Source organism: Vibrio sp. B1Z05, from assembly GCF_052955985.1.
The window spans coordinates 1,436,334-1,449,045 of record NZ_CP130463.1 but is presented as its reverse complement, the minus strand read 5'-3'; the positions used below and the strand labels follow the sequence as shown (position 1 = coordinate 1,449,045).

Genomic DNA, 12,712 nt, shown 5'->3' with positions numbered 1-12,712 from the left:
TGGGCAATATCCAGTGAAAGTATTATGGTCTAAATGTAGGAGTTTTGTATCATGTTTTTATCCCCTATCTACATGGGTCAAAGCAACGCATTTTGTTAAATCATAACTGTCAGAAGTCGTAATGACTTACGCTAAAGTGATCATTTTTTTATTAGTAATGATCCACATCAGCGTAAGCCAATAACCGTCGTTACGATTGTTGAGTCGCAGGTTTTAGCAACAATGACTTATCAAAAAACAGCTTAGTTTCTGCAATAACCACCTGACGTAGGGCGATAAGACCAATTAAGTTCGGTACTGCCATCAAGCCATTTACGATATCGGCAATTAACCAAATCATATCTAGCTTCATAAAGGCGCCAGAGAAGACTAATGCGATAAAGACCACTTTGTAAGGCAGGATTGCTTTAGTACCAAAAAGGTAAACCACGCAACGTTCGCCGTAGTAGTTCCAACCTAAAATGGTGGTGAAGGCGAAGAACAATAAGCCAACGGATACTAAAATCGGGCCGAGGACATCGGCATTTAAACCAACCGCGAAAGCATGCGTGGTCATCATGGCGCCAGCAAGATCGCTTTGCCATGCACCTGTGATAATTAAGGCAAGGCCAGTCATGGTACAGATAATGATGGTATCAAAGAAGGTACCAGTCATCGAAATCAAACCCTGACGTGCGCATGAATCTGTTTTTGCCGCGGCCGCTGCCATAGGAGCACTACCTAAACCAGATTCGTTAGAGAATACGCCGCGCGCGATACCTGATTGGATGGCAAGCATCACACTTGCGCCGAAGAAGCCGCCACTTGCTGCTGTTGGTGTAAAGGCAGAAACAATTACTAGCTCAATGGCCGATAATACTTGGTCAGCGTTATTGATCAAAATACCTAAACAAGCTACCACGTAGATAACGGCCATGGTCGGCACCACTTTACCCGCAACGCGAGAGATAGACTTGATGCCACCTAAAGTGACCATAGCCACTAGGACAGTTAATACGATTGCAGCCATAGTACGGTCAGCGCCGAGCGTCATCTCTGATGCATCTAAAATAGCGTTAACTTGTGGGAAAGTACCGATACCGAACAGGGCAACACCTAAAGCGAAAACGGCAAATAATGTTGCTAAAAGCGGTGATTTTACGCCATCACGCAGGTAGTACATTGGACCACCCAACATGCCACCTTTATCATCTGTGGTGCGGTATTTTACGGCAAGTAGACATTCGGCATATTTTGTTGCCATACCAAATAGTGCTGCCAGCCACATCCAAAAGAGTGCGCCTGGGCCACCAAGTTTAATCGCAGTAGCCACACCTACGATATTACCCGTACCAATAGTGGCAGATAGGGCAGTACATAATGCGGCGAATGCGGTGACATCACCTTTGGAATCGGTATTTGATGACTTACTAAAGACCATTTTAAGGGCAGTAGGAAGGTGTCTAAACTGAATAAGACCTAAGCTGAAAGTGAAGTAAACGCCGGTACCAACCAATAGGATAAGCAGTGGTGGTCCCCAGACGAAACTGTCGATGGAGTGTAAAATAGTTTGTAGCGAAGATTGTGCTGGTGTCATGGTTTTCCCCTTAATAAACAACATATAAGGAGAAGAGTGAACGCGGATCAAAAGAACTAAATTAACGGTAAAATGGTTAAACGCAGTTTCACTCCTCTGTCCTTTTGCCTGAGAGTTTCACCCAAAATTGGGCTTGCTCCTTCGGCGGCCGATTGCTACATCAAAGTAGTACGGCTCTCTCCAGAGATTCCTCCAACTGCAGTCCTCACTTGTTAAACAAGAACGTATAAACAAGAACCTGAAAGATTTACTTCTTCGGTAGACGTAATAAAACGTCACTCTCCTGCAGTCTTCATCGGAACTAGCGTAAAAACGCTAGGTATGTAAGTAAATTACTTACAGGCGAGTAAAGTATCACAATTTTTTACAGATTCAAGAAACTTATTCAAATTTCTTTTAGGCAAGATTAACTAAAACAATTACTTAACTGTTAAACTTTACCTAACTCTAATATTTATCACGTTGTGAGAGAGTAACATGACACGTTTAATTGCTATTGTCGTTTTGGGTGTTCTAGCGCTGTTGTTTGTTCGCTATAACACGAATGAGAAAATACAAAAATGGGTTGTCATTGTATTGTTGGGAGCGTTTGCTACCTATACTGGTGTTTTGATGATATCTGAGTTAATCCGTTAGTGGAGTAGTTTGTGTTGAATTGTAAACTTGTACGAGTACGTCAGATTGGATTGACAAAAACACACTTTATTACCGGGGTTTTCTGCCTTGCATTAGGCGCCTTAGGTGGTGGTGCGTTTGTTTCACATCACGCAGAAAACGTGAGTAAGGGAAAGCAAGTTGTTCAGCAGCAATTAACAGAGGAACATGCGGCCTTGATTGCTGAAAATGATGAAATCAAATCACAATTACAGACGTTCAAAGAAGATAGCAACATAGAAAAGCAGAAGCAAAGTACCCTTGAGCAAACGGTAGCCGCGTCGAAAAAGACCAACACACAGCTGAAAAAACAAAACCAGACATTAAGTGTTGAAGTAGCAAATTTAAAAACGCAGCTAAAAGAACAACAAAATCAGGCTCTCGACCTACAGAAACAAAATCAAGTATTACAAGCCTCTATTGATAAGAAAAATGCCATCCTCACACAGTCTAAGGAATATTTTCAAGGTCAGTTAAAGCTGCAACAAGAAGTGCATGAGTTAAATGTACAGCGCGAAAAATTGATTGTGACTTTTAATAATCTGACTAAAGAGTGTCAGGTATTTACCGAAGGCAAAAGCTGGGATGCAAAGTCAGATTCCTGCGACAGAAAACAAAAAGCCTCCGATCGGATAAAAGCATTAGACAAGAGTATCAATGCAAAGCAGGCACAATTGGATAGCGCAGATTCAGCGGTGAAGTAAAGGATTTAATAAATCTGTTTATCTGACTTTACCTAGCTAAAAAAAAGCTTAACATAGTGTATTGCGTTTTATATCGAGCACTATGTTATGTCCCTCCACTTATGGTTATCTTTGTTTTTAATTTGCCTACTTGGCGCTATGTCTCCAGGCCCGAGTCTTGCCACTGTTAGTAAGCATACGTTAGCGGGGGGAAGGCTCAATGGAATAGCAGCTGCTTGGGCACACTCGTGCGGTATCGCATTTTACGCTTTTATTACGGTAATTGGTCTTGCGGTTGTATTGCATAAATCAGAGCTGTTGTTTGTTTCTATTTCATTGTTAGGCGCTGCTTATCTTGCTTATTTAGGATGGAAATCGTTAACCTCTAATGGTGGCATTGCCAGTACTCTTGAAGCAGGTAAACCCATGAGTATTAAGGATTCCGCCAAAGAAGGGCTATTAATTTCTTTGCTCAATCCTAAAATAGCATTGTTTTTTATCGCTCTATTTAGCCAGTTTGTTGCCGAAGGTAATAGCCTAGGTTCAAAGGCAGTAGTGGTTGTCACACCTATGCTAGTTGATGGTTTGTGGTATACCTTTATCGCTTTAATTCTCTCAAGCCCAATGCTATTTGAAAGATTAAAAGCCAAGGGCAAACTCATTGATCAGCTTTCAGGCATAGTGTTAATTGCGCTAGCTTGTCGAGTAGTGTGGCAAAATGTCGGATATTTTTAAAGTAAGACGAGCACAGCTTGAAGATAAAGACACTTTATTAAATGTGTGGCGCGCATTATATGAGTGGCATCATTTGCACTGTGAAGAAATGATAAAACCGCCATGTATCAAAGAGCTTGACGCAGAGCTTGACAGTTATTTATCGACACTAGACTGTTTTATCTTCGTGTTAGAAGTGGAAGAGCATATCGTTGGTTTATCACAGGGCAGTTGTGTCAATTGCAATCGCCACTGTTAAAATCACAAATGGTAGGAAGCATAGACCACTGGTTTGTTAATGATAGTTATCGACAGATTGGTGGGGGAATCGCGCTTCTTAGTCGTTTAGAAACTGAATTTTTGAATTATGGGGTGACGCGAGTCAACGCTGAGGTGTGGGGATTTAATGAAAGTGCGCTTGGTGTGTACCGCAAGCATGGCTTTCAAACGCACATTCACTGTATGACAAAAACAATCGTGTAATTGATTAGTTGTTTATTTAAAAACGGAATCAATTACTTAGAGTACAAATTTCTCAATAGCAGTCGCGACTCCGGATTCGTTATTACTATCGGTAATATGGTCGGCGAGTGATTTGGTTTCATCATCGGCATTTTGCATTGCCACCGCAAGACCTGCGTATTTCAGCATATCGTGATCGTTACCCGCATCTCCGATACACATCACTTCACTTTGTTTGATACCCAAATGTTGCGCAAGGGTTTGTACGCCGGTGCCTTTATTGCTTAATGGATTGCAAAACTCTAAGAAGAAAGGTGCACTGCGTACCACAGAATAATCTTGTTTTAGGATTTCGGGAAGGGTATCCGCTATCGGTTGCAGTACTTCAACGGGGTCAATTAACATGGTTTTGATGATTGGGTGTGAATCTTCTAAGGTATCAAAATCCATTTCTGTTATCGTTAAGCCGTTAATATTAGCTTCATGCTGCGTGTAGTAACTGTTTTTTGGGGTAATTAATCCGTGTTCTTTACTAAATGCCTGACAGTTACAATTGCGCTCTTTAGCCAGTTGGTAAATGCGTTTTGCATCAGCCCCTGAGATCAAGCGTTCGCTAATAACTTCGCCTGTTCCTACATTTCTAATAATTGCAGAGTTATAACACAGCACATAATCTTCATTACTGTCCATTTCCAGTTGATGTAGGCTATCAAGCATACCTTCTAATGGGCGTCCAGAAGCCAAGACCACAGTTACGCCTTTTGCTTTTGCGTCCAAGATAGCTTGTTTATTTCGGTTTGAAATAACTTTATCGGTATTGAGTAAGGTGCCATCCATATCGATAGCAATTAGCTTGTACATTATTAGACCCAGTAAAAAAAGAAAACCCCTGCAGCAATCGCAGGGGTTATAGAATTATTATAGGTAAAGTTTAGCCAGTGCTTCTGGTTCTACTTCTTTACCTTCTAGCTCAGCATTCCAGTTTGTACCGATTAATACACCATCTTCTGATAGGGTGATTAGCCAATCTTCTACAAAAATATCAAGAGGGATTTCAGTGACTTCAAAATCAGCCCACTCTTCAACATTATGATACTCAGCATCAGCACGATTAGACCAAAATGGCATTACTTCACATTCTTCAAACTCACTTGAATCGCAGGCTAACCAGCCATCTTCATTTTTAAGACCCCAAACAAGATTCTCTGTTTTACTCTGCTCGATGAACAGGTCTAGATTCTGTTGAATATCGTTGTTTAATTGGCTCATTGTTTTTTCCTAACAGTGTGATATGTCGGGTATTTTAGCACGCTTAGAGGTTGCATGGCATTTTTTAGCAAGATAGACACAAAAAAGCTGAGTTTTTACTCAGCTTTATATTCAACGACTGTTCGATAATGGTTACTTAGGAAGCTTAGTAAATATTGTCCATTCGCGAACAAAGTCACCTTTAAAACCAATAACCGTGGCTTCAACTCGTCGCTCTAGCGCTTCATCGGTCGGACTGTTGTCCTCGACGTCATCTTCACCGTAGCCGATGATGGTTACGCGACTGGGTTCGACGCCAAATCCTATCAGTTTATCTTGGACAAAGAGCGCTCGATTGCGAGACAAGTTTAGGTTGTATTCTCTGTCTCCAGGATTACTGGCAAACCCTTGAATTTCAATGGAAGTTTCCGGATATTGTTTTAAAAATTCAGCCATACCTTCAATTTGCCCGGCAAACACAGGGTTTATCTCGGCAGAATCGTTTTCAAATAAAATTTTAAGGCTTTGTTCTTGTGATACTTCGATAAGTTCTTCACAACCATCGTTATTGACTCTCGCTGAGACTGGTGTTCCTGGGCATTTATCTCGAGCATTTATCACGCCATCACGGTCAAAATCACGTAGATCTGCTTGTTGGTCTGGCAATGGGGTATCGATATATTCATCGGTATCATTTGCGCATCCAAGCATAGTGAAAGAGATGACGGAAGCTAAAATTAATTTTTTCATTCTAGTACTCCACCGCTGTATTCCACTGTTCTGGAATGTCGACCAATAGGGATTCAAGTAAAGTACCGGTAGCGTTTAGTACGCGGAATTTAGCATATTGCTCAGCATATAGCGCATCAACATAGCCTTTACGAGATTCAAACAGTTCATTTTCGGTGTTTAATAGATCCAGTAGGGTTCGCTTACCAATTTTGTATTGTTTATCGTAGGCAACCACCGTATCGGATGCCGCATCGACGTGATCGGCTAAAAATTCTTTTTGTTGCAGGGTGAGATCTAGCGCGCTCCAAGATAGGCGAAGGCTTTCTTCTACATTTCGATAGGCTCGGTCTCTTAAATCTTTGGCCTTATTCATTTGATAAGCGGCTCGGTCTTTATTTGCGCTATCAACACCACCATTGAACAAGTTGTAACGCATTCTCAATGTTGCATTCATTTCGTCACGGCGACCGGCAACACCTTCTGCATCGTCAAAATAATCGTAACCCGCGTCTATAGTAAAGGTAGGTAGGTTAGGGCTATTTGATTGTTTATATTGAAATTTAGCAGCGTCTACATCCACTTTAGCGGTTTTAATGACAGGGTGTTTAACTAATGCAATATCAATGGCATCGGTGATGGTTAACGGAATGCGTGTGATATCCGCTCTAGGGAATACTAACCCTTGCGGAGATTGTCCAACTAAGCGAGTAAACTGAGTGTGCGTATCAAATAAATTGTTTTGCGCCGCGAGCAGGTTGCCATGTGCTTTAGCAATACGGGCTTCGACTTGCGATAAGTCCGCAGTGGAGCCGATTCCTGATTCGGTACGTTTTTTAATGTCTTTAAATATTTTCTTATGGGTCGCAAGATTGCTTTCAGAAAGTGCAAGAATTTCATACGCTTTTAGTGCATCTAAATAGACTTTAGATACCTCTAATGCCGTGTCCGACGCATCGCTTAATACTTTGTAGCGTAATGATTCAGCTTCTGCTGCGGTTCTATCCATGTTGTGTAGGGTGTTTGAACCGTCCCACAACAGTTGAGTTAACCGAATAGACGCATCTACGGCGGTGTAATCGTCGTCTCTACTTTGATCGTTTTGATAGTTTTCCCAACCAATACCAGCGGTGAGATCAACCTTCGGGTAATATTCTCGTACAGCGGCTTTGTTTTCATACAAATAAGACATGAAATCGTTATACGAACTTTTTACGGTCGGATTCGTTTTCAGAGTGTGCGAAATGGCTTGCTCTAACGACTGGGCTGAGGCTGGATTGCACAGCATGCTAGCTAGAGCGATGGCGCTTAGCTTAATCCTTTTCAAGGTATGCTCCCTAGTATTCCGTTACTTTTTAACCAAACTTGAGCTCATCATGATGCATCAATATGTCACTTTGGTTGCTAAGTATATAATAGTTAATAACAAAATAATTACAATGCATTTGTCACTCAAATGTTTATAAATTGATGATTAGTTTGGTGTTTATTTTTAACACCTTGCTAACTTGAAAAGTAGTGTAAAATTTAACCATAGAAAGGAAGATCTAACTGATAAATACAGGCCACAATATAAATTGGGCCAAGGAGTACACATGGACAGTATCTCATTTGCTAACGACGTTGTATTTGGTGACGCCTGGTTAATCATCGATGCACAAGGCAACCTTAAAGTTGCAGCGCAAGGTTATATCCCCCAAGAAGGAGATGTCATCGTTTCTGTTGGCAGTAATCCACTGATTGTTCCCGAAGATATTGTGAGTGAGTTGCGTGTCTCTATTGCCAATCAGGGCAGCGTGGACTCAGTGAATGCTCAAGCAGGTATTCAAGGTGTAGTAAATGCATTAAATCAAGACAGGGATACTAACCCGCAAGATGAGTTACTCTCCGAAGAAGAAGATGGTTCAAGCTTGACAACCACAGGTGCTGTTGCCAGAGATGGAGCACAAACTATTGCCGTAACTGACTTTCAAACCGAAGGTGTATTTCCCTCCTCATTTACTTTTGAACAAGCTGATGCGATCGCTCAGTTTGTTGAGCAAGTCGTTACAGTTTTATCGCAAGGTAGTGTATCGATTTCTGATAATAACGGCGAAGAAGTGATAAATGGAGAAGGTGAAACTGCGACCATTAATGGCGTTGTCGCAGGTGGTGCCACTGGTTTGGATTCATTAATTATTTCCGATGTTAACGATACGCAAATTATCATCGATGTATCCTTGATAAGGATTGATGAAAACGGGCAATACACAATTGAAGGTGTTGATGTTGGCATGCTAGAGGATGGTGAATTAACGGTTATTGCTATCAGCACTGACGGGAACGGAAACATTGTTGAAGTTAGTGATTCGGTTGAGAAAGACTTTACCTATGGCGATGATTTTAATAGTGACGGTGTAACACAACCGGAAGTGTCGTTGACCGATAACAACGGCGAAGAAGTCATCAACGGTGAGGGTGAAACGGGCACGATCACAGGCTACCTTGGCGAAGGCAATACATCCCTTGAATCATTAATCATTACTGATGTGAACGATAAAGAACTGGTTATCCCAGCAGAAGATATCCAATTTGACGGCAACGGCAATTACACCGTCACCAACATCAATGTAGACGAACTCGCCGATGGCAAACTGACCGTAACAGCCAACAGCATTGATGCTGATGGCAATACCGCTATGGTCAGCGACACCGCCGAAAAAGATTACACCTATGGTGATGACACCGATGATGAAGGCACAGACATCACGCTGCCATCGGTTGCTTTAACCGATAACAACGGCGAAGAAGTCATCAACGGTGAGGGTGAAACGGGCACGATCACAGGCTACCTTGGCGAAGGCAATACATCCCTTGAATCATTAATCATTACTGATGTGAACGGTAAAGAATTGGTTATCCCACCTGAAGATATCCAGTATGACGGCAATGGCAATTACACCGTCAACAACATCAATGTAGACGAACTCGCCGATGGCAAACTGACCGTAACAGCCAACAGCATTGATGCTGATGGCAATACCGCTATGGTCAGCGACACCGCCGAAAAAGATTACACCTATGGCGGCGACACCGATGATGAAGGCACGGACATTACGCCGCCATCGGTTGCTTTAACCGATAACAACGGCGAAGAAGTCATTAACGGTGAGGGTGAAACGGGCACGATCACAGGCTACCTTGGTGAAGGCAACACAACCCTTGAATCATTAATCATTACTGATGTGAACGGTAAAGAACTGGTTATCCCAGCAGAAGATATCCAATTTGACGGCAACGGCAACTATACCGTCACCAACATCAATGTAGACGAACTCGCCGATGGCAAACTGACCGTAACAGCCAACAGCATTGATGCTGATGGCAATACCGCTATGGTCAGCGACACCGCCGAAAAAGATTACACCTATGGCGGCGACACCGATGATGAAGGCACAGACATCACACCGCCATCGGTTGCTTTAACCGATAACAACGGCGAAGAAGTGATCAACGGTGAAGGTGAAACGGGCACGATCACCGGCTACCTTGGCGAAGGCAATACATCCCTTGAATCATTAATCATTACTGATGTTAACGGCAAAGAACTGGTGATCCCACCTGAAGATATCCAATTTGACGGCAATGGCAACTATACCGTCACCAACATTAATGTAGACGAACTCGCCGATGGCAAACTGACCGTAACAGCCAACAGCATTGATGCTGATGGCAATACCGCGATGGTCACGGACACCGCCGAGAAAGATTACACCTATGGCGGCGACAGCGATGATGAAGGCATAGACATCACGCCACCATCGGTTGCTTTAACCGATAACAACGGCGAAGAAGTGATCAACGGTGAGGGTGAAACGGGCACGATCACCGGTTACCTTGGCGAAGGCAGTACATCCCTCGAATCATTAATCATTACTGATGTGAACGGTAAAGAACTGGTTATCCCAGCAGAAGATATCCAATTTGACGGCAATGGCAACTACACCGTCACCAACATCAATGTAGACGAACTCGCCGATGGCAAACTGACCGTAACAGCCAACAGCATTGATACTGATGGCAATACCGCTATGGTCAGCGACACCGCCGAGAAAGATTACACCTATGGCGGCGACAGCGATGACGAAGGCATGGACATCACGCCGCCATCGGTTGCTTTAACCGATAACAACGGCGAAGAAGTGATCAACGGTGAAACTGAAACTGCAACTATCAGCGGATACTTAGGTGAAGGTGGTAAAGCGCTAGAGTCACTCATTATAACGGACAGTAGTAACAATCAAATCGTTATCCAAGCTTCCCAGATATCATTAAATGATATGGGGTATTACACGGTGACCAATATTGACGTCGCTGGTTTAGATGAAGGTGTATTAACCGTTACAGCAAACAGTATCGATATTGATGGAAACAAAGCAACAACCACAGACACGGCCTTGATGACTATCAATGATGCCCCGATAGCGAGCAGCGGGTCAGTGAGTTGTCTGGAAGATAGTGCTGTTATATTTCAATGGGCTGATTTCGGAGCAAATGATGCGGACACTTCGCAAGACAGCCTGTCAGTTGTGGTTAAATCATTGCCTCTCGATGGCGTGCTTCAAATTTACATCGAAGGAGAATGGTCTGATGTCAGCGTCGGCGATTCGATATTAAGTACCAAGATTGTTGCAGGAGAATTTAGATTTGTTCCGGATGAGAATGAATCGGGCGATGACGATTTTGATGTGTCTGGCCTTGGCAATCTCAAATCAGATTACGCGTCGTTTTTATTTTCTGTCAGTGATGGCGATAAAGAAAGCAGCACAGAGAGTTTATCGATTGATATTGCCGCTGTAGCGGATATGCCGAATCTGTTAGTGGCGAACGACAAAACTGAAGCGTCTATTGATTTTCAGGATACAGATCTAGGAAGACGCAATTGGAGTTCAAATATCGATATAAGTGATGTGTTTGGTGAAAATACATTAGGGACTTGGTATGCCAACGACGACAACAAAGTTGAAATCGGTAAAGAGTCCGTTTACCGCAAAGGGGCGAGCAAAACTAATTTGGTAATGGAGATCGAAGGAGATAGAGGTGATAACTCAATATTTACCGATATTCAGGTCACAGAAGGGCGTTATTACAGTTTCACCTTTGATGTTGCTGCGCGTCGTTGGGCTAACGGTGACAGCGATTTAGATGTCATTTGGGTAAAACTGGATGAACAAGGCCAACCAGTTATGGAGCAAGCCGTAACCTTGTATGAATTTAGGCCAACAGATAACAGTTGGGAAAGAGATATTCAGCTCTCATTACCCTCCGATAGTGAAGGTAGTTACCGCCTATTACTTCAATCGACAGACTCTAATAGCTATGGTGCATTGATTGATAACCTTATTTTAGAATCGAGTGATGCCTTTGGTGAGGTAGATACTTTCGTTGAACTATGGGATATCAGCGCAAGCTTAAACGATACTGATGGTAGTGAATCACTCACTGTTGAATTAAGCGGTCTGGTAGAAGGGACGCTAATAAAAGATGATTTAGGTAACTCTTATCTTGTTGGTAGTGACGGTAAGGCCGATGTATCGGGTTTTGAACTATCGAGTTTAAAAGCAAACGTACCTGAAGCGGGACATTATTCAGTTGAGGTGACCGCAACCGCAACTGAAAATAGCAACGGTGATAGCGCGAGCAAGTCCATCGTTTTACCATTGGTTATTTATTCTGAGCCCGTTTTAGACCCAGAAGACGGTGACGATGGTGACAATGACAATGATAATAACGGAGCATGGGGATTAACCCCAAAAAATGGCTTGTCTGTGACCGAAGGACAAATCAGTGGCCCAATAGCAATTAAACTTCTGGAAGGGGGAACAGTAAGGCTTGCCTCTGGCGCATCACTTACATTTACGTTTGCCTTGATTGGGTTTAGTGAAGGGCTAACAGCGCAAGATTTTGAGTTAAACCTTAGTACTTCAGCTGATTACACCTACAACTCTTTGGTAAATAGTGATGGCGAGATAGAAGTCACCGTACAAAATGTATCTGGCTCTGAAATCGTGGTGGGCCGCGGAAATTCTGATGACGGCTTACTTTCTATTGAAGTAGCCGCAAGCGCAGATAGTCAGATTGAAGATGAAGAGACGTTTACTTTGCATCTTGTTGAGGCAAGTATTGGCTCGCCGAAAGAGTCACAAGATGAAATTGATGTGACCATTATTGATGGCCCAGTGATTGCACAAAATAGAGTGTTTACTGATTCTGTTAATGAAATCATGGCAGGCTTAGGTGATGATATTTTGCAAGGCACATCAGAGCAAGACAACTTCATTTGGAAAAGTGAGATACTCGATAATAGTACCGACCTAATCCAAGATTTTTCGGTCGGTGAAGACGGTATTGTGCTCAATGATATTTTAGAGCCAACTCAAAGCGACAGTATTGATGAACTACTCAATAAAATTGAGGTTAATGTGGTAGGAGATGATGTCACTTTAGGTATAGATCATGAAGGTGGCACACAAACTATCGTCATTCAGGATGCAAGAGAGCAGCTTGGAGATTCAATTGCCAATAATGGCAGTTTTGATGCGTCAGAGATCTTAAATCAGCTGATTGTAAAAGCGAATGACATGTAATGATTGAAAATAAAGACCTG

At 42.6% G+C, this 12,712-nt stretch carries 11 protein-coding genes and 1 riboswitch; of the genes, 6 read left to right on the top strand and 5 right to left on the bottom strand.

What is annotated here, in order from left to right:
• Positions 1-190: 190 nt before the first annotated feature.
• Positions 191-1,576 carry an alanine/glycine:cation symporter family protein gene (locus tag QV280_RS06670; RefSeq protein WP_152819880.1) on the bottom strand — a complete coding sequence of 462 codons (1,386 nt, stop codon included), beginning with the start codon at positions 1,574-1,576 and terminating at the stop codon, positions 191-193.
• 86 nt (positions 1,577-1,662) lie between these two features.
• Positions 1,663-1,770: riboswitch (glycine riboswitch) on the bottom strand.
• 283 nt (positions 1,771-2,053) lie between these two features.
• Here QV280_RS06670 and QV280_RS06665 point away from each other — a divergent pair.
• The 5 genes from QV280_RS06665 to QV280_RS06645 all read left to right on the top strand — a co-directional run bounded on the left by QV280_RS06665 (position 2,054) and on the right by QV280_RS06645 (position 4,110).
• Positions 2,054-2,212 carry a hypothetical protein gene (locus QV280_RS06665; RefSeq protein WP_023403104.1) on the top strand — a complete coding sequence of 53 codons (159 nt, stop codon included), beginning with the start codon at positions 2,054-2,056 and terminating at the stop codon, positions 2,210-2,212.
• A gap of 11 nt (positions 2,213-2,223) precedes the next feature.
• Positions 2,224-2,934 carry a hypothetical protein gene (locus tag QV280_RS06660; RefSeq protein WP_152819881.1) on the top strand — a complete coding sequence of 237 codons (711 nt, stop codon included), beginning with the start codon at positions 2,224-2,226 and terminating at the stop codon, positions 2,932-2,934.
• An 87-nt stretch (positions 2,935-3,021) separates the two neighbouring features.
• Entirely contained in the window at positions 3,022-3,648 is a 627-nt protein-coding gene (locus QV280_RS06655) for a LysE family translocator (RefSeq protein ID WP_023403102.1), read from the top strand.
• Entirely contained in the window at positions 3,632-3,886 is a 255-nt protein-coding gene (locus tag QV280_RS06650) for a hypothetical protein (protein ID WP_447026243.1), read from the top strand. Before QV280_RS06655 ends, QV280_RS06650 begins: the two co-directional genes overlap by 17 nt.
• A gap of 8 nt (positions 3,887-3,894) precedes the next feature.
• Positions 3,895-4,110, top strand: coding sequence for a GNAT family N-acetyltransferase (locus QV280_RS06645; RefSeq protein ID WP_447026242.1), 216 nt, complete (start codon positions 3,895-3,897; stop codon positions 4,108-4,110).
• A 36-nt stretch (positions 4,111-4,146) separates the two neighbouring features.
• Here the strand turns inward: QV280_RS06645 and QV280_RS06640 are convergent, their stop codons facing one another.
• The 4 genes from QV280_RS06640 to QV280_RS06625 form a co-directional block, all read right to left on the bottom strand.
• Positions 4,147-4,950, bottom strand: coding sequence for a Cof-type HAD-IIB family hydrolase (locus tag QV280_RS06640; protein WP_152819883.1), 804 nt, complete (start codon positions 4,948-4,950; stop codon positions 4,147-4,149).
• Between the two features lie 57 nt (positions 4,951-5,007).
• Positions 5,008-5,358, bottom strand: coding sequence for a DUF2750 domain-containing protein (locus QV280_RS06635; protein ID WP_023403099.1), 351 nt, complete (start codon positions 5,356-5,358; stop codon positions 5,008-5,010).
• A 132-nt stretch (positions 5,359-5,490) separates the two neighbouring features.
• Positions 5,491-6,087 carry an OmpA family protein gene (locus tag QV280_RS06630; protein WP_023403098.1) on the bottom strand — a complete coding sequence of 199 codons (597 nt, stop codon included), beginning with the start codon at positions 6,085-6,087 and terminating at the stop codon, positions 5,491-5,493.
• 1 nt (position 6,088) lies between these two features.
• Complete coding sequence (locus QV280_RS06625) at positions 6,089-7,393, bottom strand: TolC family outer membrane protein (protein WP_152819884.1); 1,305 nt, start codon at positions 7,391-7,393, stop codon at positions 6,089-6,091.
• Between the two features lie 268 nt (positions 7,394-7,661).
• Here QV280_RS06625 and QV280_RS06620 point away from each other — a divergent pair, with 268 nt between their 5' ends.
• Positions 7,662-12,692, top strand: coding sequence for a hypothetical protein (locus QV280_RS06620; protein WP_152819885.1), 5,031 nt, complete (start codon positions 7,662-7,664; stop codon positions 12,690-12,692).
• The last annotated feature ends 20 nt before the right edge of the window (positions 12,693-12,712 follow it).

Excerpts from the sequence above, each read along its gene's own strand:
- QV280_RS06670 (WP_152819880.1), bottom strand. The coding sequence starts at position 1,576 with ATGACACCAGCACAATCTTCGCTACAAACTATTTTACACTCCATCGAC.
- QV280_RS06665 (WP_023403104.1), top strand. The coding sequence starts at position 2,054 with ATGACACGTTTAATTGCTATTGTCGTTTTGGGTGTTCTAGCGCTGTTG.
- QV280_RS06655 (WP_023403102.1), top strand. The coding sequence starts at position 3,022 with ATGTCCCTCCACTTATGGTTATCTTTGTTTTTAATTTGCCTACTTGGC.
- QV280_RS06650 (WP_447026243.1), top strand. The coding sequence starts at position 3,632 with ATGTCGGATATTTTTAAAGTAAGACGAGCACAGCTTGAAGATAAAGAC.
- QV280_RS06645 (WP_447026242.1), top strand. The coding sequence starts at position 3,895 with ATGGTAGGAAGCATAGACCACTGGTTTGTTAATGATAGTTATCGACAG.
- QV280_RS06640 (WP_152819883.1), bottom strand. The coding sequence starts at position 4,950 with ATGTACAAGCTAATTGCTATCGATATGGATGGCACCTTACTCAATACC.
- QV280_RS06635 (WP_023403099.1), bottom strand. The coding sequence starts at position 5,358 with ATGAGCCAATTAAACAACGATATTCAACAGAATCTAGACCTGTTCATC.
- QV280_RS06630 (WP_023403098.1), bottom strand. The coding sequence starts at position 6,087 with ATGAAAAAATTAATTTTAGCTTCCGTCATCTCTTTCACTATGCTTGGA.
- QV280_RS06620 (WP_152819885.1), top strand. The coding sequence starts at position 7,662 with ATGGACAGTATCTCATTTGCTAACGACGTTGTATTTGGTGACGCCTGG.